The organism is Pseudomonas sp. 58 R 3 (genome assembly GCF_900006605.1).
Taxonomy (GTDB): domain Bacteria; phylum Pseudomonadota; class Gammaproteobacteria; order Pseudomonadales; family Pseudomonadaceae; genus Aquipseudomonas; species Aquipseudomonas salomonii.
The window spans coordinates 1-23326 of record NZ_CVTT01000015.1; the positions used below are offsets into that span (position 1 = coordinate 1).

The 23326-nt window shown below is 60.0% G+C and carries 21 protein-coding genes; 5 read left to right on the plus strand and 16 right to left on the minus strand.

Features of this window, described 5'->3' with window-relative positions; genetic code table 11:
* On the minus strand, nucleotides 1–1429 hold a 1429-nt coding region (locus BFP92_RS01740; RefSeq protein ID WP_239694229.1), incomplete at its 3' end, for a DUF6531 domain-containing protein.
* 336 nt (nucleotides 1430–1765) lie between these two features.
* On the opposite strand from BFP92_RS01740, the gene BFP92_RS01745 reads away from it, so the two are divergent.
* Together BFP92_RS01745 and BFP92_RS01750 are read left to right on the plus strand one after the other, a co-directional pair.
* A complete protein-coding gene (locus BFP92_RS01745) occupies nucleotides 1766–2851 on the plus strand; it encodes a DUF1615 domain-containing protein (RefSeq protein WP_065911338.1) in 1086 nt (361 codons plus the stop codon).
* A 90-nt stretch (nucleotides 2852–2941) separates the two neighbouring features.
* The gene (locus BFP92_RS01750; RefSeq protein ID WP_065911341.1) at nucleotides 2942–3361 is read left to right on the plus strand and encodes a PaaI family thioesterase; all 420 of its coding nucleotides are present in this window, start codon (nucleotides 2942–2944) and stop codon (nucleotides 3359–3361) included.
* 187 nt (nucleotides 3362–3548) lie between these two features.
* Here the strand turns inward: BFP92_RS01750 and BFP92_RS01755 are convergent, their stop codons facing one another.
* Genes BFP92_RS01755 through BFP92_RS01765 form a run of 3 tightly spaced genes read right to left on the minus strand, consistent with a single transcriptional unit; the run spans nucleotide 3549 to nucleotide 6131 of the window.
* Entirely contained in the window at nucleotides 3549–4730 is a 1182-nt protein-coding gene (locus BFP92_RS01755) for an acetyl-CoA C-acetyltransferase (protein ID WP_065911343.1), read from the minus strand.
* A gap of 11 nt (nucleotides 4731–4741) precedes the next feature.
* A complete protein-coding gene (locus BFP92_RS01760; RefSeq protein ID WP_065911345.1) occupies nucleotides 4742–5401 on the minus strand; it encodes a CoA transferase subunit B in 660 nt (219 codons plus the stop codon).
* Between the two features lie 31 nt (nucleotides 5402–5432).
* Nucleotides 5433–6131, minus strand: a complete 699-nt coding sequence (locus BFP92_RS01765; protein WP_058420641.1) for a CoA transferase subunit A — start codon at nucleotides 6129–6131, stop codon at nucleotides 5433–5435.
* 133 nt (nucleotides 6132–6264) lie between these two features.
* Here BFP92_RS01765 and BFP92_RS01770 point away from each other — a divergent pair, with 133 nt between their 5' ends.
* Complete coding sequence (locus tag BFP92_RS01770) at nucleotides 6265–7167, plus strand: LysR family transcriptional regulator (protein WP_065911347.1); 903 nt, start codon at nucleotides 6265–6267, stop codon at nucleotides 7165–7167.
* Between the two features lie 122 nt (nucleotides 7168–7289).
* On the opposite strand, the gene BFP92_RS01775 is transcribed toward BFP92_RS01770, so the two are convergent.
* From BFP92_RS01775 to BFP92_RS01800, 6 genes are all read right to left on the minus strand, one after another.
* Nucleotides 7290–7619, minus strand: a complete 330-nt coding sequence (locus BFP92_RS01775; RefSeq protein ID WP_056860409.1) for a hypothetical protein — start codon at nucleotides 7617–7619, stop codon at nucleotides 7290–7292.
* 521 nt (nucleotides 7620–8140) lie between these two features.
* The gene (locus BFP92_RS01780) at nucleotides 8141–8989 is read right to left on the minus strand and encodes an NAD-dependent protein deacetylase (RefSeq protein WP_065911349.1); all 849 of its coding nucleotides are present in this window, start codon (nucleotides 8987–8989) and stop codon (nucleotides 8141–8143) included.
* Nucleotides 8990–8997: 8 nt separating this feature from the next.
* Complete coding sequence (locus tag BFP92_RS01785) at nucleotides 8998–9438, minus strand: CBS domain-containing protein (protein ID WP_056858068.1); 441 nt, start codon at nucleotides 9436–9438, stop codon at nucleotides 8998–9000.
* Between the two features lie 132 nt (nucleotides 9439–9570).
* The gene (locus BFP92_RS01790; protein WP_065911387.1) at nucleotides 9571–11520 is read right to left on the minus strand and encodes a DNA topoisomerase III; all 1950 of its coding nucleotides are present in this window, start codon (nucleotides 11518–11520) and stop codon (nucleotides 9571–9573) included.
* Nucleotides 11521–11691: 171 nt separating this feature from the next.
* A complete protein-coding gene (locus BFP92_RS01795) occupies nucleotides 11692–13314 on the minus strand; it encodes an MFS transporter (protein WP_017135018.1) in 1623 nt (540 codons plus the stop codon).
* A 65-nt stretch (nucleotides 13315–13379) separates the two neighbouring features.
* Complete coding sequence (locus BFP92_RS01800) at nucleotides 13380–15026, minus strand: GMC family oxidoreductase (RefSeq protein ID WP_065911351.1); 1647 nt, start codon at nucleotides 15024–15026, stop codon at nucleotides 13380–13382.
* 129 nt (nucleotides 15027–15155) lie between these two features.
* Between BFP92_RS01800 and BFP92_RS01805 the strand changes: the two genes are divergently transcribed.
* On the plus strand, nucleotides 15156–16049 hold the full coding sequence (locus BFP92_RS01805; protein WP_065911353.1) for a LysR family transcriptional regulator: 894 nt from the start codon (nucleotides 15156–15158) through the stop codon (nucleotides 16047–16049).
* 133 nt (nucleotides 16050–16182) lie between these two features.
* Here BFP92_RS01805 and BFP92_RS01810 read toward each other — a convergent pair whose 3' ends face one another.
* From BFP92_RS01810 to BFP92_RS01830, 5 genes are all read right to left on the minus strand, one after another.
* Entirely contained in the window at nucleotides 16183–18042 is a 1860-nt protein-coding gene (locus BFP92_RS01810) for a DUF3857 domain-containing transglutaminase family protein (RefSeq protein WP_065911388.1), read from the minus strand.
* A 156-nt stretch (nucleotides 18043–18198) separates the two neighbouring features.
* Nucleotides 18199–19299 (minus strand): DNA alkylation repair protein, encoded by a 1101-nt coding sequence (locus tag BFP92_RS01815; protein ID WP_065911355.1) that lies wholly within the window; start codon nucleotides 19297–19299, stop codon nucleotides 18199–18201.
* Between the two features lie 14 nt (nucleotides 19300–19313).
* The gene (locus BFP92_RS01820) at nucleotides 19314–20660 is read right to left on the minus strand and encodes a glutamine synthetase family protein (RefSeq protein WP_065911357.1); all 1347 of its coding nucleotides are present in this window, start codon (nucleotides 20658–20660) and stop codon (nucleotides 19314–19316) included.
* 11 nt (nucleotides 20661–20671) lie between these two features.
* The gene (locus BFP92_RS01825; RefSeq protein ID WP_065911390.1) at nucleotides 20672–21229 is read right to left on the minus strand and encodes a helix-turn-helix domain-containing protein; all 558 of its coding nucleotides are present in this window, start codon (nucleotides 21227–21229) and stop codon (nucleotides 20672–20674) included.
* 138 nt (nucleotides 21230–21367) lie between these two features.
* Complete coding sequence (locus tag BFP92_RS01830) at nucleotides 21368–22405, minus strand: hypothetical protein (protein ID WP_139114019.1); 1038 nt, start codon at nucleotides 22403–22405, stop codon at nucleotides 21368–21370.
* 213 nt (nucleotides 22406–22618) lie between these two features.
* On the opposite strand from BFP92_RS01830, the gene BFP92_RS01835 reads away from it, so the two are divergent.
* On the plus strand, nucleotides 22619–22927 hold the full coding sequence (locus BFP92_RS01835; RefSeq protein WP_065911361.1) for an RcnB family protein: 309 nt from the start codon (nucleotides 22619–22621) through the stop codon (nucleotides 22925–22927).
* 119 nt (nucleotides 22928–23046) lie between these two features.
* On the opposite strand, the gene BFP92_RS01840 is transcribed toward BFP92_RS01835, so the two are convergent.
* A complete protein-coding gene (locus BFP92_RS01840; RefSeq protein ID WP_056858062.1) occupies nucleotides 23047–23319 on the minus strand; it encodes a DUF1652 domain-containing protein in 273 nt (90 codons plus the stop codon).
* Nucleotides 23320–23326 lie beyond the last annotated feature (7 nt).

A 23326-nucleotide genomic window follows, 5' to 3' on the forward strand; every position in this document is an offset into this window, starting at 1 on the left:
ACACCACCGAATCACCCGAAACCACCAACCGCTGTGCCAGTGAATGGCTCCAGCCAAACCCCAACCCGCCATCCACTTCCACCGCACTGGTGCGATACAGCCGTGTCCACTCGAACGGCAAAATCCCATCCAGCATGCCGTCTGTGAGGGTCAGCAATTCCTCGCCGGTGACCATCGACACGGGGCAACCATTGGTAACGGTTTTGTCCGCCGCAGCTGCAGCATCGCCATTGAGGTTCTTGCCCGAAGCCGGCACATCATCCACAGGTTCCTGGCGTACCAACGCGGTCTGCTGCGTCTTGCCGCGCACCACCGGCACCGGGTTGGCAACCAACTCATTCCCTGCTTTCAACGGCGCAACCGGCACGGTCTTGATCCGCGTCGCGGCACTGCCTAGCAACAGAGGTTTAACCGCCGCTGCATGTGGCTCTAACGTCAGCCCCACATGCTGTTTTGCCAGCAACTCGAGCAAACTCTGCGCCCGTCCGGACTTGATGTGCCCGAGAACTTGAGTGCCCAGGCGTACCGCCACGCCCATGCCCGCCGTCGCCCAAATCAACAGCAAGTTGATCAACACCTCGCCGGTGATTTCGCCCATCAGCTCATACATATCTTGCGGCGGCAGCAGGCGCATCCAGCTGACCATCGCCGACACGTAAACGAACAACAGCGGCTCATCACTGAGTACCAGCAGGCCGTTGGCGATCGCGTCGTTGCTGAGTGTCAGCAGCTCATCAAGCTCGGCCTGGGAGATGTACGTCAGCAACTTTTCGCTGTTGGGCTTGATGTCCGCCAACAGCTCATACAGCTGCGTCAAGTTGTCCCAAAGGGTGTAGAGCGCCGTGCCCATGCCATGGAGAACCGCTTTCTCCAGCATCCTGCGTTGGTCGAGCGGTTTAGCGTCGGTATAAATTACCCACTGCGCCTGGAAGGTGTCGTTCCAGGCTTTACGCAGGCGCTCTTCCAACCCCGCAATCACTGACTGATAAGACGCGTACAGTGCCTTGACGTGATCTTTGGAAACATTGGGATAAAAACTGATTCGGTACGCTTGATTACGATCACACTCGTTGATTTCGAGAATGCCGCTGGGGCCGATGGTGTGGTGGATCGGCTCGCCCAATGGGCCGCCGTTGGGATCGACGCGTTGCAGCACCACCGGCGTATTGCCGATGGGCACAAAACGCGTGCTTTGGAACATATGCACCAGGGTCAACGTGCCATTGGCCTGGCACGTGGCGACGGTGCTGCTGGGAATGATGGAGCGGTTGATCGGGGCGACCAGCGCCACCTCATCCCCGACCTTGAACACCTGCTCGACATCCAGCGCCGAGAAGCTCCAGAAGCTCGACGCCCAGTCGTCAAAGGTATTCAGGCATTCGCGAAAATCGCCGAAGACGCTTTCAACGTCGACCGTCTTCACGTCCATTGGGGTCAGGGCCAGCCTGCCAATGGCCGGGTTCAAGCGGTAGCCCCTTTAGCCCGGGCTCTAACAAACAAAACCATCTGCAATCCCTCGCACTGTGTGATCAGGCGAAGGACTTTGCAGAGGTTTTAAGACGCGCGCAGCAGTGCTTATCTGGCGGATTGGTAGGATGTTTCCGTAGTTTTTGTCGTCTGCTCGGTCGGGTGTGGTGATGTGATTGTCGTACAGCAGGCAGTCACGTTTGGTCGTAACTGACAAATGCAGCAGGTCGGCGAACCCCGGTTAGACTTACCTGTCGATATCCGCACAACCCGGCCCGTCGTTATTCAAGGAAGCCCCATGTATTCAAGCCGCCTGATCCTGTGCCTCACCACGTTGCTGGTGCTGGCCGGTTGCTCCACCCCACGCGGCCCGCAGCAGCCTGAACGCAGCGAGGCTGAGGTGAAGGCGCAGATTGTGCGGCTGTTGCCAGCCACGGTGGCGGACCGCAACGGCTGGGCCCAGGACATTTACACCGCCTTCGACAGCCAGAAAATCTACCCCAGCAGCGAAAATATCTGCGCCGTGCTGGCGGTGACCGAGCAAGAGTCCACCTACCAGGTAGACCCGCCGGTGCCGAATATGGGCAAGATCGCCCAGGATGAAATCCTGCGCCGCGCCGGCAAGGTCCATGTGCCGGCCTTTGTGGTGCGCACCACGCTGCAATTGCGTTCGCCCACCGGCAAGACCTACGCCGAGCGCCTCAGTGCCGCACGCACAGAGAGGGACTTGAGCGGCATTTTTGACGATTTCATCAGCATGGTGCCCCTGGGTAATACCTTGTTCGGCGGCTTCAACCCGGTGCACACCGCCGGCCCCATGCAGGTCAGCATCGACTTTGCCCAGCAACACGCTCGCGATTATCCCTACACCGTGGATGGCACCATTCGCCGGGAAGTCTTCACCCGTCGTGGCGGCATGTACTTCGGTATCACGCATCTGCTCGGTTACCCGGTGAGCTACGACCAGCCGTTATACCGCTTCGCCGATTTCAACGCGGGGTGGTATGCCAGCCGCAATGCCGCGTTCCAGGCCGCTGTCAGCCGAGTCAGCGGCACCGAGCTGGCGCTGGATGGGGATCTGATTCGTTATGGCTCACTGCTGCCCGGCACCACCGAGTTGGCGGTGCGTTCCCTGGGCGCGAAGCTGGATATGCGCAACCCCAGCATCCGTAGCCAGTTGGAAAAGGGTGAGCAGTTCGATTTCGAGGAAACCACTCTCTACAAGCGCGTCTTTGCCCTGGCCGACAAGGCTGCCGGCAAGCCGGTGCCGCGCGCGATCTTGCCGGGCATCGTGCTCAAAAGCCCGAAGATCACCCGCAACCTCACCACCGCGTGGTTTGCCAAGCGCGTGGATGAGCGCTATCAGCGTTGCATGAAGCGTTAGCTGATTGTTGATCATTGGCTTGGCTGATCTTGATGGCGGTCTTGGGACGGCTGGGTTACACCTCGTGTTTTGGCCAAGGAAGCACTCGCCATGATCACGCACGTCGTGCCCGAAGGCTTTGTCTCGCTGCCACGCAGCAGCCCGTTGCTCGACCTGTTAGGTCCGGCATATTGCCGGGGCGAAGGGTTACAACTGGAAATCGGCCTGCGTGCCGACAACCGCCACGCCAATGGCCGTGGCACGGTGCACGGTGGGGTGTTGGCGACCCTGGCGGATGTCGGCATGGGTTATGCGATGGCGTTTTCCAGCGAACCGCCGTTACCGTTGATAACCGCGAGCATGACGTTGGACTACCTGGGTGCCGTGCAAGTGGGGGAGTGGATTGTGGTGCGCCTGGAGCACCACAAGCGTGGCCGGCAGATGGCGTTTGCCACCGTGAGCCTGCAAGTGGGCGACAAGGTGGTGGCACGCGCGAATGCGGTGTTTGCGGTACCTCATACCGAGGGATAACCGCGATCAACGGTGGGAGCTGGCTTGCCTGCGATAGCGGTTCGTCATTCAAGCCGTTGCTGGCTGATGCACCGCTATCGCAGGCAAGCCAGCTCCCACATGAATACTGTGTTTTTTCGGGAAAAACGCGTAAAGAAAAGGCCCGATTTTTCGTGGAATCGAGCCTTTTCTCGTGTTGCTCTTTAGATCAACTGCGCTCGAGGGCCAGGGCTACGCCTTGGCCGCCGCCGATGCACAGGGTGGCCAGGCCTTTCTTGGCGTCGCGCTTGATCATTTCATGCAGCAGGGTCACCAGCACGCGGCAGCCTGAGGCGCCGATCGGGTGGCCGATGGCGATGGCGCCGCCATTGACGTTGACCTTGTTCGCGTCCCATTCCAGCTCTTTGCCGACCGCCAAAGATTGCGCGGCGAAGGCTTCGTTAGCTTCGATCAGGTCCAGGTCGCCCAGGCTCCAACCGGCTTTGTCCAGGCAGCGGCGGGTAGCCGAGACCGGGCCGATGCCCATGATCGCAGGGTCGACACCGGCGTTGGCGTAGCTGGCGATACGCGCCAATACAGGCAAGCCGAGAGCCTTGGCTTTGTCAGCGCTCATCAGCAGCACAGCGGCGGCGCCGTCATTGAGGCTGGAGGCGTTGCCGGCGGTAACGCTGCCGTCTTTCTTGAACGCGGGCTTGAGCTTGGCCAATGACTCGGCAGTGGTGCCGCCGCGCGGTTGTTCATCCACGGCGAAGGCCACCGGGTCGCCCTTGCGCTGCGGGATCAGGACCGGAGTGATTTCATCGACAAACCGGCCGGCTTCGATAGCAGCGGCGGCTTTTTGCTGGGAGGCTGCGGCGAAGGCGTCCTGGGCTTCACGGCTGATGCCGTACTTGTCCACTAGGTTTTCGGCGGTGATGCCCATGTGGTAGTCGTTGAACGCATCCCACAGGCCGTCGGTGATCATGCTGTCGAGCATCTTGGCATGACCCATGCGCAAGCCCGTGCGCGCAGCGGGCAAGACGTACGGCGCCAGGCTCATGTTCTCCATGCCGCCGGCGATGATCACATCAGCGTCGCCGCAACGGATGGCTTGAGCGCCCAGGTGCAGGGCCTTGAGGCCCGAGCCGCAGACCTTGTTCAGGGTCAAAGCCGGCACGGCGTGGGGCAGGCCAGCCAGAATCGAGGCCTGGCGCGCCGGGTTCTGGCCGCTGCCTGCGGTCAGTACCTGGCCGAGGATCACTTCATCGACCTGAGCCGGGTCCAGGCCGGTCTGCTCCAGCAGGCGACGGATCACGGCCGCGCCCAACTCCGGTGCCGGAATGCTGGCCAGCGCTCCTTGAAAGCTGCCCACAGCGGTGCGGGTGGCAGCAACAATCACGACGTCTTGCATGGAATCTGTCCTCACTGGAAGTGCATTTCTGGAACGTGGTCCGGGACGATCAGTTTACCGGCGGTCTTGCTCACAATCTCTTCAACGCTGACGCCAGGTGCGCGTTCCTTGAGGACAAAAGCGCCATTTTCGATTTCCAGGTACGCAAGGTCTGTCAGCACGCGCTTGATGCACTGGGCGCCGGTCAGCGGCAGGCTGCATTGGCTGAGCAATTTGGACTCACCGTCCTTGGACGCGTGGGTCATGATCACGATGATGTTTTCCGCACCAGCCACCAGGTCCATGGCGCCGCCCATGCCCTTGACCAGCTTGCCGGGGATCATCCACGACGCGATGTTGCCTTGCACGTCCACTTCAAATGCACCGAGCACGGTGAGGTCGACATGCCCGCCGCGAATCATCGCGAAGGATTCCGCAGAGGAGAAAATCGAGGCGCCGATGCGCGCCGTCACGGTTTGTTTGCCGGCGTTGATCATGTCGGCATCGATGGTTTCCTCGGTCGGAAACGGGCCCATGCCGAGCAGGCCGTTTTCCGATTGCAGCATGACTTCCATGCCTTCGGGAATGTAGTTGGCCACCAGGGTGGGGATGCCGATGCCGAGGTTGACGTAGAAACCGTCCTGCATTTCGCGGGCGACGCGTTGAGCCATTTGTTCGCGGGTAAGAGCCATGTGTTGTCTCCTTATTATTTGGGCTGGCGGATTATTTGCGGACGGTGCGCTGTTCGATGCGCTTCTCGAAGGTGCCGCAAATGACTCGGTCGACGTAGATGCCTGGGGTGTGGATCTGCGCCGGGTCCAGCTCGCCCGGTTCGACGATTTCCTCAACTTCGACCACGGTGATCTTGCCCGCAGTAGCCGCCAGCGGGTTGAAGTTCTGCGCGGTATGGCGGTAGATGACGTTGCCGAAGTGGTCGGCTTTCCAGCCTTTGACAATGGCGAAGTCGCCGGTGATGGACTCTTCCATCAGGTACGGGCGACCGTTGAATTCGCGGGTTTCCTTGCCTTCGGCCACGGGAGTACCGACGCCGGTGGCGGTAAAGAAGGCCGGGATGCCGGCGCCGCCTGCACGCATTTTTTCCGCCAGGGTGCCTTGGGGCGTCAGCACCACTTCGATTTCGCCGCTGAGCAGTTGCTTCTCGAACAGGGCGTTTTCACCGACGTAGGAGGCGATCACTTTGCTGATCTGCTTTTCTTCCAGCAGTACGCCCAGGCCAAACCCGTCGACGCCGCAGTTGTTGGACACCACGGTCAGGTCGCGGGTGCCTTTGCGCTTGATCTCGGCGATGAGGTTTTCTGGTATGCCGCACAGGCCAAAACCACCGGAGAGCACGGTCATGCCGTCTTCCAGGCCTGCCAGTGCTTCTTCATAGGACGCCACGCGTTTATCGAAACCTGCCATATGCACCTCTTTTATTGTGTGTGGGCCAGCCAATGAACTGAGTGTTGCGCCGACGGATTGATTTGTTAAGTTGTTTTTTAAGGTTGATTGATTTAGAAAACAGCATAGTTCAATCCGCACCCGGAGCAGCCTCATGACCGTCAAACAGATGCGTGCCTTTCTCGCCGTGGCCCAAAGCCTGAGTTTTGCCGCTGCCTGCGAGCGTCTGCACCTTTCCCAGTCGGCGCTGAGCCTGACCATCAAGGGCCTGGAAGAGGGCCTGGGCGGCCGCCTGTTCAGCCGTAATACCCGCAATGTTGCGCTGACGCCCGAGGGTGAATCGCTGCTGCCGCTGGCACGTCGGTTGATTGCCGATTGGGACAATGCCGAAGATGAACTGCGCCAGCGTTTTACCCTGCAACGTGGTCGCGTCACCGTAGCGGCGATGCCGTCGTTTGCGGGCAACCTGCTGCCACCGATCCTGAAGATATTCCGCGCGCGTTACCCGCAGGTGAATGTGACGGTGCACGACCTGATCAATGAACAGGTGCTGGAGATGGTCCGCGATCGCCAAGTGGAGCTGGGCGTGGCGTTCGAGCCATCTGAAGGCTCGTCCCTGGCCTTCACGCCGTTATACCTGGACCGGTTTATTGCGGTGGTGCCCGGTGATTCGCCCCTGGCGCAATGTACCGAAGTCGACTGGAAAACCCTGTTGGAACACCCCTTCATCACATTGCAACGGCCTTCGACGGTGCGAGTGATGCTTGAGGAGCACTTGGGAGCCTTGCGGTTGAAATTGCCGGTGGCCCTGGAAAGTCATCAATTGGCTACGGTGGGCAAGATGGTTGCCAGTGGCCTGGGTGTCAGCGCCGTGCCCGCATTGTGCGCACGTCAGATGGAGGAGGCGGGCGCCCATTGCATCACCTTGAGCGATCCGGTGATCGAGCGGCCGATTGGTGTGCTGACCAAACCTGGGCATGAGTTGTCGGCGGCGGCGCAGGTGTTGTTTGATATTTTTCGCGATGAAGCGGCGAAGGGACGTTTCCCGACTTTTTGAGGGTGCCACAAAACAAATGTGGGAGCTGGCTTGCCTGCGATAGCCAGTTAACATTCAACAACAGTGTTGGCAGTTAAACCGTTATCGCAAACAGACCCGCTCCCACAATGGGCAAGTTGTACTTAGTAGTAGCGGTCGATCACTTTAACTTGCGAGTTATCCTTGAAAGACGCCCAGGCACTGTTAAGTGTGTCGAATACTTGCTCGATAAAATTGCGATCGGCTGCCGCTTTCTTGCCGACATAACCCTGGCCGCGGCGGTACATCTTCAGGCGCGCCGCCAGTTCGCGGTGGTTGCGGTCGAACTCGGCTTCTTCGGTATGGGGCGCCAGACAGTCAATTTTGACTTCGCCCGATTTGCCAACCCAAAGGATATGGTCGTCGAGTTTGTCTTTCTGCGCTGCGAACATCTCAGCCAATTCATCGATAGTTGGTTGGTTGTTCAGATTCATAATGTAAGCCCCTTGACCAGTTGGCGATCTATCAGTTGATTCCGTTAAAACTGCTTAGTTGTCTCCGGTTGCGAAAACCGGGCGTCAGTGACGGTCTGCCGAATACGGGCAGGGTCTTGAACCTGATGCATGTAGTCTTGCTGATGAACGGCTACGCAATGGTTTCATCACGAAGACAAGCAGCGTTTTAGCTCCTTGTACCAACCCTTGCGGGCCGGTCAGCTTCATCAATCTGCCTTGTGGGCAGTGCACATCCGGAAAAAACAGCTCGGCGGTCAGACGAGCTTGCTCAAAACGCGTGTTACCAACGCTCCCGATCCGGGAGACGTCTCGATAATGCAAGGACAAAAAGGTTACGTCAACGGTTATGTAGTGATTATTTTCAGTCACTACATAAATTGCTGTGGGGACGGGAGAATGCGTGAAAACGTGACTTGGGCGTCATTTTTTGTGCGGTGGGTCGTGGTGGGCGTAATGGCCAAATCAGCACAGAGCTCCCACATTTTTGATTTGAAGTTTGCCTACTGTCCCAATCGCTCGGCCAGCAGAGGCAACAACCGCTCGCATGACGCCTCGATCTTCACCTGCAACAGCTCATCCCCACGGGTCTTGCCCAGGTTGATGGCTATCACCGGCTTGCCTTGCTCCACCATCGCCTTGCACAGGCGAAACGCGGAATAGGCCATCAGCGAAGATCCCACCACCAGCAGCCCGTCGGCATGCTCAACGGCGGCCATGGCCCTGGCGGCCGTCGCCGGTGCCACGTTCTCGCCAAAAAATACAACGTCTGGCTTCAAGCGCTCGCCGTTGCAATGGGGGCAGCGCGGCACCTGAAAGCGTTCTTCAAAGGTCGAATCGAGCAGGGTGTCACCGTCAGGCGCCTGCACCGCGTGGACCTGCACCAGGTAAGGATTATCGATTTCCATCTGCCGCTGAATCACGTCGCGGGTACTGCGCTGCTGGCAGTCCAGGCAAAGCACACGATGCAAGCTGCCATGCAGTTCGATCACCTCATGGCTGCCGGCCTGATCATGCAGGGTGTCGACGTTTTGCGTGATCAGCCCGCTGATACGCTCGCTTTGCTGCAGTGTTGCCAGCGCCAGATGAGCCTGGTTCGGCTGCGCAATACGCACCCGTGGCCAACCCAGCATGGCCCGTGCCCAATAGCGGCGGCGCGCTTGGGCGGTGGCGAGGAATTCCTGGTACATCATCGGCGCCTTGCCACGGCGCACGCCTTCGCTGTCGCGATAATCCGGGATGCCCGATGACGTGCTGATACCTGCACCGGTCAAGACCAAAAAGCGTCGTTCAGCCATGGCCCGGTACAGGGTGTCGAGGTGGTCGTCTTGGTGGTCCAGCGTATCGAGCATGGGTTCCCCTATTCGCCGCGGATGTACTGCTCCAGCTGTTTGATCAGATCGGCCTGTTCGGCAATGGCCTCTTTTACCAAGTCACCGATGGACAGCAGGCCCAGCAGTTTGCCGTCTTCGACCACGGGCAGGTGGCGCAGGTGACTGTCGGTCATGATGTTCATGCATTCTTCGACACTTTTATGGGTATCAACGGTGATCACAGGTGAACTCATTACCTCATGGACCTTTGTGGTGACCGACGAAAGGCCTTTGAGCATGATTTTGCGCGCGTAATCACGTTCACTGAGGATGCCGACAACTGCACCCTCCTTGACCACCGGCAAGGCCCCTACGTTTTTTTCTGACATTCGCACCAGCGCCTCAAACACCGTGTGATCCCATTGGATGGTATGCACGTCCTGATTCTTCTGGTCCTTGGCTTTGAGCACTTGTGCAACGGTTTTCATGGCGGCCACTCCGGTGTTGTTGTTAGGAAGTCAGCGAGTCCCCTACAGAATCCTAGACGGGCTACAGCGCTGCAAGGCCCAAAGCGGCGTTAAACCCGTCGAAAAACGTCATTCACTGGTTTAATTCGCGTTTTAGCCGGCACTTTTCGGTTTTTTCGCCCGCTTCGGAGCGCCTGTCGTCTTGCGCGGTGCGGCCTTGCGTTTGTTTTTCCACGGCGTGGCGCCTCGGCCCGCCGGGCTGGCCGGACCGGTGATGGTCATGCGCATGCCATTGCAGCGTGCCACTTGTTTGCTCATCCAGGCCGCCTGCTTGGCGACGAATTCTTCCAGGCTCATCTCTCCGCTTTGCACCATGTCCAGCGCCTGCTCCCAGATCGCAGTAGTGCCGGGGTCGGCAATCGCCCGCGGCACCGCGTCGATCAGGCTGAACGCCGCCGCAGTGGCCGACAGTGCCTTGCCGTTTTTGACCAGATAACCCCGGTCGAGCAAGCCCTGGATAATCCCGGCGCGGGTGGCTTCGGTGCCGATGCCGGTGGTGTCCTTGAGCTTTTGCTTGAGCAGCGGGTCTTGCACCAGCTTGGCGACGTTTTTCATCGCCTTGATCAGGTCACCCTCGGTGAAGGGCTTGGGCGGCTGGGTCCACAGGTCCTTGAGGTTGACTTTGGCCACCGCGTAATCCTGGCCTTGCACCAGCGTCGGCAAGGCCTGCGGTGCGGGGGCTTCGCGGCCTTTGGCGGGCGCGAGCGCCTCGGGCAGGGCGCGTTTCCAGCCCGGCTCGATGATGACTTTACCTACCGCGCGCAAAGCTTGGCCTGCGCAGTCGAAATCCGCCTGGGTGCGATCGTATTCATGGTTGGGCAGGAACTGCGCCAGGTAACGTGCGCGAATCAGCGTGTAGACCGCACGGTGCTTGCCGGTCAGTTGCGCGACATCCTTACCCGCACCCGTAGGAATAATGCCGTGGTGCGCGCTGACCTTGGCGTCGTTCCAGGCCCGTGAACGGCGTTGCGGGTCGATATGCGCCATCAGCTCGTTCACCGCCGCATCCGCGCGGGCCAGCGCGGCCAGGATCTTCGGCGCATCACCGTGTTGGCTGAGCGGCAGGTAGCCGCAGTCACTGCGAGGGTAGGTGATGACTTTGTGGGTTTCGTATAGGGACTGTGCGATGTCCAGGGTTTCCTGGGCGCCGAGGCCGAGCTTTTTGGAGCAGATTTCCTGCAATGTGCCGAGGTCGAAGGGCAGGGGCGCCACCTCGCGCACGCGCTCGGTACGCAGCTTGACCAGCCTGGCGCTGGCGGCGTGGGTCATCGCATCGGCGGCATCGCGGGCCAGTTGCGGGTTAAGACAGCGGCCTTGATCGTCGCAGGCATCCTCAGCGGCGCGCCATTGAGCGGTGAAGATCATGGGGCCGTGGCGCAGGTCGACATCAATGGCCCAGTAAGCCACCGGTACAAAGTCGGCGATGCTGCGGTCGCGGTCCACCACCAGGCGCAAGGTCGGGGTTTGCACGCGGCCCACCGGCAATACGCCTTGATAGCCGGATTGACGCCCGAGCAGGGTAAACAGGCGACTCATGTTCATGCCGATCAGCCAGTCGGCGCGCGAGCGGCCCAGGGCCGAGTGGTACAGGCTGAAGGTTTCGGCGCCGGGTTTGAGGGCCGCCAAGGCCTTGCGGATGGAGGCTTCATCCAGCGCCGATAACCATAAGCGCTGGATCGGCCCGCGATAGCGGCAATGCTCCACCAGCTCACGGGCGATCATTTCGCCTTCGCGGTCGGCGTCGGTGGCAATCACCAGTTCCTGGGCTTCCCCGAGCAAACGCTTGACGGCCTTGAACTGGCTGGCGGTCTTGGGCTTGACCCGCATCTTCCATTTTTCCGGCACGATCGGCAGGTCGGCCAGCACCCAGCGCTTGTATTTGGCGTCGTAGGCGTCGGGCGGGGCGGTTTCCAGCAGGTGGCCGATGCACCAGGTGACTGTGACCCCGTTACCCAGCCAGCAGCCGTCGCCGCGCCGGCTGGCGCCGAGCACGGCCGCGATATCCTTGGCCTGGGAGGGTTTTTCACAGAGGTACAGCCGCATGGTCATCACATCAAATCGGGTCGATGCCTTGCAGGATGCTCAGTCAAAGGCAATTGAGCAACCTTTATCTGTATGGATGTACAGCAATTTGTGTGGGCACCACACAGCCAAATGTGGGAGCTGGCTTGCACACAAGCCAGCTCCCACAGGGGATCTTCAGCGTTTTGAAGATCAGTTGTTATTGATATCCACGTTCTTGGTTTCTTTCAGGCAGAACAACCCCACAATCAAGCTCACCCCGGTCACCACCACCGGGTACCACAGGCCGTAGAAGATATCGCCGGTGTACACCACCAGGGCAAACGACACGGTCGGCAGGAACCCGCCAAACCAGCCGTTACCGATGTGGTAGGGCAGGGACATCGAGGTGTAGCGGATACGCGTCGGGAACAGTTCCACCATCAGCGCCGCCAGCGGGCCGTAGCACATGGCGGCGATCAGGATCAGCACCACGATCAGCACCACCACCATCACCTTGTTGACCTGCGCCACATCCGCCGACGTCGGGTAGCCGGCCAGGGTCACCGCGCCGCGCAGGGCCGCTTCGTCGTAACCGTCGATGCGCACATCACCGACGCTCACCTGCACCGGGCTGCCGGCTGGCGCGGCGGCGCTGCTGTAAGGCAGGCCCTGTTTGACCAGGAAGGTCTTGACCTTGTCGCATGGGCTGTCAAAACGCGCCTTGCCGACCGGGTCGAACTGGAAGGTGCAGGTGGCCGGGTCGGCCAATACGGTAATCGGCGCCTGGTGGCTGGCCTGGTCCATCGCCGGGTTGGTGTAGTGCGCCAGCCCCTTGAAGATCGGGAAGTACAGCGCGGTGGCCAGCAGCAAACCGAGCATCAGCACCGGTTTGCGCCCAACCTTGTCCGACAGCCAGCCAAACAGGATGAAGAACGGTGCGCCGATTACCACGCTGATGATCAGCAGCATATTGGCCAGGGCCGGGTCCATCTTCAGGAATTGCGTGAGGAAGAACAGCACGTAGAACTGCGCGGCGTAGAAGGTCACTGCCTGCCCGCCGTTGATGCTGAACAGCGCAATCAGCACCACCTTGAGGTTTTCCCATTTGCCGAAGGATTCGCGGATCGGCGACTTGCTCGCCTTGCCTTCCTCTTTCATCTTCAGGAATGCCGGCGACTCATGCAGGCTCATGCGGATCCAGGTGGAAATGCCCAGCAGCACAATGGAGAACAGGAACGGAATGCGCCAGCCCCACACTTCGAACTGGTCGCCGGTGAAGTAACGGCAAGCCAGCACCACCAGCAGCGACAGCAGCAGGCCCAGGGTGGCGGTGGATTGAATCCAGCTGGTGTGCAGGCCGCGTTTGCCGGCCGGTGCGTGCTCGGCCACATAGGTGGCTGCGCCGCCATATTCGCCGCCCAACGCCAGGCCTTGCAGCATACGCAGCACGATCAGAATGATCGGCGCCGCAATGCCGATGCTGGCATAGGTCGGCAACAGCCCGACACAGAATGTCGCGACACCCATGAGGATGATGGTGACCAAAAACGTGTACTTGCGCCCGATCATGTCGCCCAGGCGGCCGAACACCAGCGCGCCGAACGGCCGCACCACAAAGCCTGCGGCAAAGGCCATCAAGGCAAAGATAAACGCCGTAGTGTCATTCACCCCGGCAAAGAATTGCTTGCTGATTACCGCCGCCAGGGCGCCGTAGAGGAAAAAGTCGTACCACTCGAACACCGTCCCTAAAGACGAGGCGAAGATGACTTTCCTTGATTCGCTGCCGGTGCTCGCCTTGACGGCCGAGCCCAGGGGTTGAGCATGTTCTGACATCGGGTATCCCTCACAGTGATTATTTATTGTTGTTCCACTGTCGGCGCCGGGTGCGGCGCCGCTATTCAGATTGCATGAAGCGTTTCTCTCTGCGGGGCGAGACTCCTTGTGTTCGGCGAAAGCATCAGCTGCGCTGCTTTTTCCGCAATCATCAGTGTAGGTGAGCAAGTGTTGCCGGATGTGATGCGTGGCATCACCGAGGCATCGGCAATGCGCAGGCCCGGCACGCCATGCACGCGCAGTTGGGCATCGACCACTGCATCGTTGTCATCGCCCATGCGGCAAGTACCCACCGGGTGGAAAATCGTCGTGCCGATGCGTGCAGCGGCTTCATGCAGCTGTTCTTCGGTTTGCAGCGCGTCGCCCGGCAGGTATTCCACCGGCTTGAACTGGCTCAGGGCCGGTGCGGCGACAATGCGGCGGGTCAGGCGAATTGCGTCGGCGGCTACGCGCAAATCTTCGGGATGGCTGAGGTAGTTGGGCCGTATCAGGGGGGCATCTGCCGGGTTGGCCGAGCGAATATCAATGCGGCCACGGCTTTGCGGGCGCAGGTCGCAGACCGAGGCGGTAAATGCCGGGAACGCATGCAACGGTTCGCCAAAGCGTTCCAGGGACAATGGCTGCACGTGATACTCAAGATTGGCCGACGTCTGTTCCGGGCCGGAGCGGGCGAAGGCGCCGAGCTGGCTGGGCGCCATCGACAATGGGCCGCTGCGGTCATACAGGTAGCGCAGGCCCATGCCCATTTTGCCCAACAGCGTGCCGGCGATCTGGTTCAACGTGCGTGCGTTTTCCAGCTTGTAGATCAGCCGCAGTTGCAGGTGGTCCTGCAGGTTGCCACCGACACCCGGCAGTTCATGCAGCACGTTGATGCCCAATGGCTTGAGCACATGGGACGGGCCAATCCCTGAGCGTTGCAGGATACCCGGCGAGCCGACGGAACCGGCGCACAGGACGATTTCCTTGCGTGCTTTCCAGCTTGATTGCTGGCCATGCTGGCGCCCGACCACAGCCGAAGCGCGGCCGTTTTCCAGCACCACGCGGTCGACTTCCACTTCGGTCAGCACGGTGAGGTTGGGGCGCTGGCGGATCGGCTTGAGAAATGCCTTGGCCGCGTTCCAGCGCACCCCGGCCTTCTGGTTGACCTGGAAGTAGCCGCAGCCTTCATTGTCGCCCTGGTTGAAATCGCTGATCGGTGCGATGCCACTTTGCGCCGCCGCATCGCGAAAGGCATCGAGGATCGGCCAGTGCAGGCGCTGTTGCTCCACGCGCCACTCACCGCCGTCGCTGTGAAATTCCGAACCGCCGGCAAAATGGTTTTCGCTCTGTTTGAACAGCGGCAGCACATCTTTCCAGGCCCAGCCGGGGTTGCCTGCGGCGGCCCAGCCGTCGTAATCCTGGGCTTGGCCGCGCATATAGATCATGCCGTTGATGGACGAGCAGCCGCCCAGCACCTTGCCGCGTGGGTAACTCAGCGCACGGCCTTGCAGGCCTTCCTGGGCTTCGGTCTTGAAGCACCAGTCGGTGCGCGGGTTGCCGATGCAGAAGAGGTAACCGACGGGGATGTGGATCCAGGGGTAATTGTCGCGGCCACCGGCTTCGAGCAGCAGCACGCGGTGGGCGGGGTTGGCGGACAATCGATTAGCCAGCAGGCAGCCTGCGGGGCCGGCGCCTACGACGATGTAATCGTATTCAGCAGTTGCAATGGGCATCTGAGGTCTCGCTTGTTTTTCTTATTGGCCCCATCCTAGTTGTTAGTTTTCGTCTTAAAAATGTTAGTTTTTACCCAGCTGCTGTGCGTTTTTAAACAGCGCGGCTCAGGCTCCCGCATTGGAGGCGACATGTTCGACTGGAATGACCTGCGGTTTTTTCTTGAGCTGCAACGCAGTGGCCGCCTGCTCACCGCTGCGCAGCGCCTGAAAACCACGCACGCCACTGTGGCCCGGCATATCGAGGCTATCGAGAAGAGCCTTGGCACCGCGTTGTTCGTGCAGCATGCCCAAGGCTACGAACTGACGCCTTCCGGAGAAGCGCTGCTCAAGCACGCCGAGGCCATGGAAAACGTCGCGTTGCTGGCCGAAGACGAACTCACCCATTCCGCTGCGCCGCTGGGCAAGATCCGCCTTGGCGTGGCCGAGGGGTTGGGCGTGATGTTCCTCGCCAGCCGCATGGGCGGGCTCTTCGAGCGTTATCCGGGGCTGGAAGTGGAACTGGTGGCGGTGCCGCGCTTTGTGAGCATTCTCAACCGTGAAGCGGAAATCAGCATCCACCTCGAGCGCCCCAGCGTCGACCAACTCGTCACGCGCAAACTCACTGACTACCGCCTGGCGCTCTACGCCAGCCGTGCCTACCTTGCGCGCAACCCGCCGATCGAAAAGCGTGAAGACCTCGCCGCCCATGCCTGGATTGATTACGTGGATGACCTGCTGTTCAGCCAGGAACTCAAGTTCCTCAGCAGCTTTTGCCGCAACCCCAAGGTGGTGTTTCACAGCACCAGCGTGATTGCTCAACACCAGGCGGCGCGTTCGGGATTAGGCATTGCGGTGTTGCCGTGCTTCATGGCCGCCGGCGACCCGGACCTGGTGCCATTGTTGCCGGCAGAAAGCATCCAGCGCAGCTACTGGATCAGCTCGCGCCGAGAGCTGCACAAGTCGGTGCGGTTGCGGGTGTTGTGGGATTATGTGGTGGAGTTGTGCGCGCGGGAGCAAGGGTTGCTGCTCGGCGAAACTCACTGAAGAAACCGGATAAAAATGTGGGAGCTGGCTTGCCTGCGATGAGTCCCTGTCAGTCAACTTATTTGTTGAATGACACACTGCAATCGCAGGCAAGCCAGCTCCCACATTGGGTTTGTGTTGTGTCAGTGAATTATTAGAGCTTCACCACCTGATGCACCTGTTCGGCACACGCCCGCGCCTCTTTTATCATCTTGCCGAACGCTTCACTGGCGACTTCCGCATGGGTCAACCAGCGCGTTTTCTGGCTCAGGCGATAGTGATACTGCAGCCCGTTATCCATAAGCTTGCCGTCCAGATCCAGGTCATACCACGGCGAACGCACCTGGCAGCCGGGGATGGCTTTTTCCATCTGCCCACCGGTCAGCGTGAAGCGGTAGTCGTAGGTTTCCGGGTTGCCCAGATAAAGGTCGGCTTGTTGATCATGGCGGCGGTAGTTGATGAAGCCATCCCAGCGGCCTTTGAGTGACTCGTCGGTGTAGACGTAGTCGTTCGCGAGCTTTTCCAGCGCGCGCTGGTCGTTCATGCTGGCGTTGACGATGTAGCCGTCGTGCACCACGAAGGCGGTGGGTGGGCGAGTGATGGTGCAGCCGCTGATTTCGTTGCCGAAGTTGCCGCAGATGTTCTGGTCGGTGGCGGTGGTGCCTTGTTGGCGATCGGCGACGCTCATTTGCATCAGCGGCAGGCGGCTGAAGGTGATGGTGGCCTGGGTGGCGCCATTGCCTTGCTTGTCGAAGTGCACTTTTTTGTCCAGGCGCAGGGTGGTTTCCGGGCGTTCCAGCGGGATCTGTTCTTCGCGTACCTGGCCCTGAGCATCATTGACCAGCACCCAGCGGTCCTGAATGTCGGGCATGGTCTGGCCGGGTGCGAACACCGGGTTGGTCGGGTCGAGCCACCAGACCTGGCCGTCGACTTCGGCACGCACGATCGCGTGGTTCGCCGCGTTGGTGCCAGGGATCAGCAATGAGAACGCTACGTCGCCACGGCTGACCCAGGCGGTCTCGGCCTTGATGCCGCTGGCTTTGAGCATTGCTGTCAGCAGGATCGCCAGGTCTTTGCAGTCGCCATAACCATGCTGCTCGATTTCCGCCAGGTTGAACGGCACATAACCGCGCTCGGTAGCGCGCCAGTCGCCGAGGTAGCGGTAGTGGTCGTTGATGTGCTGCATCAGCGCTTCGACCTGTTGCGCCGGCGCCAGGTTGCGTGCGGCGGCTACAGCAGCGGCCGCTTGCGCCGGCAGGTTGGCGCCGAGAATCTGGTTGTAGCGCTGGGCGAAATCACCGAAATACGCCTGGCGGTCCAGGGCGCTGCCCACTTCCAGGCGCGGGATGTGTTGCAGCGCGGCGCTGGAGGATTCGTTGATGTAATTGAGGTAGGTCGGCTTTTTTTGCACCACGTCCAGGGTCTTGCCGTTGGCGGATGCCGTTACGTTGAAACCGTCGAACAACTCACTGCGCCACTGGATCGGCCGTTCGGCAGTAAAGCGCGCCTTCACGTGGTCGCGGCGGAACGCACTGGGGCCAAACATGAGGGCGTAGTGAAACTGGGTCACCAGCGGTTTGGCGGCGCGCCGCTCACGCACGGTGAAGCGAATTTTTGTGCCCACGCGCAGGTTCGGGAAGGCCAGGGATGTCTGCTTGTAGCGGCTGAAGCCCTGGTCCGGATTGGGCGCGGTGCGCGTGTCGATTTGCGCGGCGTCCAGCGCGACCGGCTTGGCGCCCGGCTGGGTGGATTGCGCGCTGAGCACTTCAAAGCTGTCGCCTTCGGCGTAATCGAAGTCGATGCGCGAGAGCATTTCGCGGCCGCTGGGCTTGAGGATGGTGTAGTGCTGGGTGGTGGTGCAGTCGGTGCTGGCGTCGCGGTTGAAGTGGCAGTGCAGCTCGGTGTCGCTGGCCAGCGGGGCTTCGGCCATGGGTTGCAGGGCGGCATTAGCACAGTGGCAAACCAGCCCCAGGCTCAGGGCAAGCAAGGGGCGGTGAAACGAAAAACGGTACAAACGGTGCATGGGCGCCTCGGGTGATACAGTGGAACAACTACCCGTCGGGTAGTGAGAAGGCGCCGGATGATAATGGGTCGCAACAACAAAAGCCACGATTGTCTGACAATAAATGTGTCTGAAAGACCCGTGCTAGAGCCTTTTGCTTGATTTGTTTCAGGGTTTTAGCAGTTCAAATTCGGCACTGGCGAGCTTTTCGCCGTTCACCAGCACATGCACCCAATGCTTGCCCGCGTAATGCTTGCGCGTGGTCAACTCACGGATATGTTGTTCGCGGCGGATGGCGTGATGTTCGCCTGCGCCCAGGGTAAAGGCCTTGAGCTTGAACACTTTCTGCGCGCTATGGCCGGCACTTTTTACGTAGTCGATGGCGTAGTCGACCACCAGCTTCTGCGCGGCGGTGGCGGTGGATTCCAGGCTGAACGACAGGTTGATGCGCTCGCCCAGGTTGATCACCGCCGGTGTGACTTTCAGGTGGTGAATGTTCACCTCGGCCCTGGCGCCGGCACCCATGATCGTCAGTGCGCGGGTATTGCCTTGCTTGATCAGGCTGCGCAAGGCGTGCCGGGCGATCCAGGCGGTGTGCGGGTTGTCCAGGTTCCAGCCTTCGATCAGGCTGAGCACCCAGTCCGGGTGGTCCTTGGTGATGTCGTTGAGGTGGTTGGCCACTGACTTGCGCACATACAGGCTGCTGTCGGCCTTGAGGTTATCCAGGATCGAGGCGCACAGCTGCGGGTTGGCCTGCACCTGGGCCAAGCGAAAGGACCAGGGCAGGCGAGGGCGCGAGCCTTCACTGGCAAGGCGCCGCACATGTTCGTTGGCGTCCAGCGACCACTGCTGCATCACGGCCAGGGTGCGCTCAAAGTCGTTCAACAAGAACGGGCGAATGGCGAACTCGGCCGAGCCAAACACGGTGAAGTATTTGAGCGCGGCCATGGAGCGTTTGAAGTCATTCAGGCCGTAACTGGCCACATAGTGCGGCAGGAACAGGCACACAAATGCACTGTTCAAGCGCGGGGCCAGGGCATATAACAGCTTGAGGGTTTGCGCATAATCCAATGGGATGACCGCATGCAGGCTCTCACTGACCCGCGCCATGCGCTGCATCACCGACAACTCGGCAAGCCCGGCTTTGGCGTGCTTTAGAAAGCCTTTGGCGTCGAACGCCGGGTACACCGCTGTCATTTCACTGGCGATGTGTTGCAGGCGTTCGACGTTGAAGATTTCCTTGAGGGCCGGGGCGCTTTGGTCGGTCATCGGTGATTCCAGGGCTAGAGAAACCAGCGGTATTCCCGCGCGTTGATCTCTTGTTGAAAGGCCAGGTGGTCCTGGCGTTTGTTTTCGCAGTACACGTCGATAAATTCGGCGCCCAGCTTATCGCGCAATATCGCTTGATGCTGCATGGCGCGCACGGCGTCGAGCATTTCCAGGGGGAAGTCGGCGCCGCTGTTACGGTCCTCGTTCAGCGGCGCGATGGGTTCTTGCCTGGTTTCCAGGCCATGCTCCAAGCCTGCCAGGATCGCTGCCAGCACCAGGTACGGGTTGGCATCGGCGCTGGCCAGGCGGTGTTCGATGCGCAGGTTGCGCGGGTCGGATTCGGGAATGCGCACGCAGGCGTCGCGGTCTTCAAAGCCCCAGCTGGCACGAGTGGCCGCGTTCACGGTGCCACCCAAGCGGCGGAAGGCGTTGTGGTTGGGCGAGAAGATCGGCATGCAGTGCGGCAGCAAGGCCAGGCAACCGGCCACCGCGTGGCGCAGCGGTTGCTGCTGGTGCGCCGCGAGTAAATTATTGCCCGCGCCGTCATACAGGCTGACATGCACATGCATGCCGCTGCCGGGAAATTGCAGATAAGGCTTGGCCATAAAGCTGGCGCGGTAGCCGTGCTTGAGTGCCACGCCACGGGTGCTGCGGCAGAACAGCGCGGCCCAGTCGGCGGCGCGCAGGCCGTCGTCGCAGTGGCCGAAGTTGATCTCGAACTGGCCAGGGCCGAGTTCGGCGGTGATCACCGTGATGTCGATGCCTTGGGCCTGGGCGGTTTGCGCCATGTCGTCGAGCACTTCACTGAAGCGCGACAATCGCTCGATATGCAGGGTGGGCTGGTCGTCAGCGTCATCACTCAACGGGTCGCGGGCGAATTGCGGCAGGCCGTCGTCGAGTTTTTTATCGAATAGGTAAAACTCCAGCTCAAACGCCACTACCGGGTGAATGCCCTTGTGATGCAGGCGTTCCAGCACCTTGGCCAGCACTTCACGTGGTTCGAACTCAATCGGCGCTTCGGTGCCATCCGAGGTGATCAACATCTGCCCCAGCGGCTGCGCTTCCCAGCTCACCGGCTTGAGCGTGCCTGGCACCAGGCGGCGGTTGGCATCCGGGTCGCCGTCGTGAAAGCAATAATCACCGATCTTGAACAGCCCGCCCTGAGCGCCCAGCAGAACGGCGTTTTGCGGCAGCTTCAGCGGGCTGCCGGCGGCGACTTTTTCCAGCATCTCCACCGGGTAGCGCTTGCCGTAGAAATGCCCCGGAATGTCCAGGGCGATCAGGTCGACGTAACGCACCTCGGGGTGGTTCTGGCGAAAGGTCCGTACTTCGGCCAGCAACGTGGAGGGTTGGCTTTTCACGGGTGTTGCTCCTAGTTGTAAACCCACAATACGCGGGCGGGCAGATCAGTCAGGTTGGCGTAGCGGCAATGGGCAAAACTGGCCAGGTGGAAGCTGTCGCCAGGCCCGAGGGTGACCGGGTCAGTCTCACCTTCCACCCACAGCGTCAACTCGCCCTCCAGCACAAAGCCGGCCTGCTCGGCGCGGTCGCTCATGGTTTGCTCGCCACTGTTGGCACCGGGCGCCAACAGGCTGTCGAGCATCGAAAACGCGCCGTGCATGCTGGGCGACACCAGAATGTCGGTGATGCCATTGGCGTAATACACCGTGCGCCGCTCATTGGGGCGCGTGACCCAATCCACCGCCTTGGGTTTGGGCAGGCTGTAGAAGTAGGTGGTGGGTACGTCGAGGGCATGGCTGATGGCGGTGAGATCGGCCACGGTAGGGCGCGACAGGCCGCGTTCGACCTGGGACAAGAAACCCACCGACCGCTCGATTTTTTGCGCGAGTTGGGCGAGGGTGAGTTTCTTGTGCTTGCGCAGGTCGTGGATCAACACGGCCAGTGCGTCGAGTTCTTGTTGTTGATTCATGAAATTTATATCGATAAATTTCATGAAAAATTACACGAATTATTTCATGGGGGCAATGGCGGTGAATTGATCATTCCGACGCTGGAGCGCCGGAACGATCAAGACCCTTGGCTGTGCTGGAGGCTGGCTGGCCGTCGGTCAATCGACCTCGAACTGATGTAGCCAGACGTTTTCAGTAACCAGCCGAGCAGGTATTACCGTGTGGGTTTTTCCATCAATCACAGTCCATAGCTCGCATTGGCTGTGCGGGCGGCCGTCAGGAGTGGTGTACATACGACCATCGTTACGGACGACGTATTGCACTGATTGGTGTAGCTCTTTACCCGCCGCGGTGCGCTGGCCCGCCGCAATCAGAAAGTCGATTTTGACCTGAGGCTTGCGCAATTCATCCAAACGACCGAGACCATAATCCGCGCAAATATCAATACCAAAGGGCAGATCCGGGACTGGCTGGTTGTCGAACAGAGGCAGCAGCCGACACCCGCGTTGATGTTTTGCGGTGGAGGTGCTCAGTTCATACACATTGACACTGAGTGTCTCGCAGAGCTGGTACACAAATACCAAAGGTGGGTCGCCGTCGAAAAGCTCCGGCGAGGCCGTTTCCGGGTCGAAAATGATCAGCTCGTTATCCTTTTCTACAGCCTGCTCTGCTGACAGGCCCATGTAGTCAATCAAGGCGGTATTTCGCTTGGGCCACATTGAAATCAAGGGCGCGCCCCAAAATGATCGTTTCCCGAAATTGTTCCCGGCCACTACGTAATTCAAAGCCTCGTAGCGGTTTGGGTTCTGTTTGCTGGGCGTTAACAATGCATTTGTACCCGGTAACAGGATGAGGCGTCCCCACTGCCTGGCCGGGAAAGCGCGAATAATCTGCCTGACGTGTTGTTGAATTGTCCGGCGGTAAAACACTTCCAGCTGTTTAAGCTCTTGCACATTCTTGACGCTGCTCCACGGAATATTCCAGTAGAGTTCGGGCGCGGTTACAAACGTAACCAGGGGCTGAAATGAATCGTCTTTGAGGGCTACCAATGAGCGCCTCATTGAGCTGATCAATTGCTCTGCGCGGCGATTCGTCTCACGCTTGGCGAATTCCAGAATTGACTCATGGGCTGCGCGCGATGAGTGGGCATCGGGAGTAGTGGTTTGCAGCGAAAGTACTTGTACGCGTTGTGTCACTTTGCAACGTCCTCTGAGTTCTGAAAACCACAGCTCATGGCTGGGTTTGAATTGAGAACTCAGAACGCTGGGATGGCTGTAGGACTTCTCCAGTTTTTGATGCGCGAACGTTGGGTCATTTAGTCAACGAGCACGCCGCATCATCTGCGGCTGAATGAATTGCCACGCCTGCGGTCGGAACCTGGGTACGCATCATTCATTGAAGGAGCACCCATGAAGTCCAAGACCCTAGCCGCTTGCCTGCTGCTCACCGCTGGGCTGTCCACCGCCAGCTTTGTCGTGCAGGCCGGTGATACACCTCAGGAAACCGTGCAGCCTTCGAGCATCAATACGCGGGATTTGAAAGAGGGTGACCGCGCCCCGGATATCCTGATGCGCAAGGAATCGGCGCTCAGCGACTGGAAAAAACGTGGCCTCAAGCAGCCGGAGGCAGACAGCCAATGGGCACGGGTGGGGGACAAGTTTGTGCTGCTCAAAACCACCAACGGCACCATTCTCGAGATCACCCCCGTCAAGCGCTGATCGGTGTGTTTTCCTCGTTAGCGCATAAAGGTAACCGGCCATCCCGGTCGCGTTACCTCACCCATCACGTTAGCTTCGACGTCACACAGGTCGGCCTGGAAATCAGCCCGGCTGCATTTTTATTGGGTCGTCGTTGAAGCAAAATCATCCAGCGTGAGCTTGCCGACGTTGTTGCTCTGCAGTTCGTAGCGCAACTCTTCAACCATCTTGGCGACTTCTTGCGGGGTCTGCAGGCGGTTGGTACTGATGCCGGTGACTACCAGGTCAACCCGGCCGGTTTCGGCGTCGTAGACCTTGAGGGTCAGTGACGCGTCCCGGCACAGGGTGAACTCGCAGGTCAGCGGCGACAAACCTTCTTCGATGCAGTTGCGCAATTGAGAGAGGGTAAACATAGGCCTC

Coding starts and splice junctions, on each gene's coding strand:
- BFP92_RS01745 (WP_065911338.1), top strand. CDS start 1,766: ATGTATTCAAGCCGCCTGATCCTGTGCCTCACCACGTTGCTGGTGCTG.
- BFP92_RS01750 (WP_065911341.1), top strand. CDS start 2,942: ATGATCACGCACGTCGTGCCCGAAGGCTTTGTCTCGCTGCCACGCAGC.
- BFP92_RS01755 (WP_065911343.1), bottom strand. CDS start 4,730: ATGCAAGACGTCGTGATTGTTGCTGCCACCCGCACCGCTGTGGGCAGC.
- BFP92_RS01760 (WP_065911345.1), bottom strand. CDS start 5,401: ATGGCTCTTACCCGCGAACAAATGGCTCAACGCGTCGCCCGCGAAATG.
- BFP92_RS01765 (WP_058420641.1), bottom strand. CDS start 6,131: ATGGCAGGTTTCGATAAACGCGTGGCGTCCTATGAAGAAGCACTGGCA.
- BFP92_RS01770 (WP_065911347.1), top strand. CDS start 6,265: ATGACCGTCAAACAGATGCGTGCCTTTCTCGCCGTGGCCCAAAGCCTG.
- BFP92_RS01775 (WP_056860409.1), bottom strand. CDS start 7,619: ATGAATCTGAACAACCAACCAACTATCGATGAATTGGCTGAGATGTTC.
- BFP92_RS01780 (WP_065911349.1), bottom strand. CDS start 8,989: ATGCTCGATACGCTGGACCACCAAGACGACCACCTCGACACCCTGTAC.
- BFP92_RS01785 (WP_056858068.1), bottom strand. CDS start 9,438: ATGAAAACCGTTGCACAAGTGCTCAAAGCCAAGGACCAGAAGAATCAG.
- BFP92_RS01790 (WP_065911387.1), bottom strand. CDS start 11,520: ATGCGGCTGTACCTCTGTGAAAAACCCTCCCAGGCCAAGGATATCGCG.
- BFP92_RS01795 (WP_017135018.1), bottom strand. CDS start 13,314: ATGTCAGAACATGCTCAACCCCTGGGCTCGGCCGTCAAGGCGAGCACC.
- BFP92_RS01800 (WP_065911351.1), bottom strand. CDS start 15,026: ATGCCCATTGCAACTGCTGAATACGATTACATCGTCGTAGGCGCCGGC.
- BFP92_RS01805 (WP_065911353.1), top strand. CDS start 15,156: ATGTTCGACTGGAATGACCTGCGGTTTTTTCTTGAGCTGCAACGCAGT.
- BFP92_RS01815 (WP_065911355.1), bottom strand. CDS start 19,299: ATGACCGACCAAAGCGCCCCGGCCCTCAAGGAAATCTTCAACGTCGAA.
- BFP92_RS01825 (WP_065911390.1), bottom strand. CDS start 21,229: ATGAATCAACAACAAGAACTCGACGCACTGGCCGTGTTGATCCACGAC.
- BFP92_RS01835 (WP_065911361.1), top strand. CDS start 22,619: ATGAAGTCCAAGACCCTAGCCGCTTGCCTGCTGCTCACCGCTGGGCTG.
- BFP92_RS01840 (WP_056858062.1), bottom strand. CDS start 23,319: ATGTTTACCCTCTCTCAATTGCGCAACTGCATCGAAGAAGGTTTGTCG.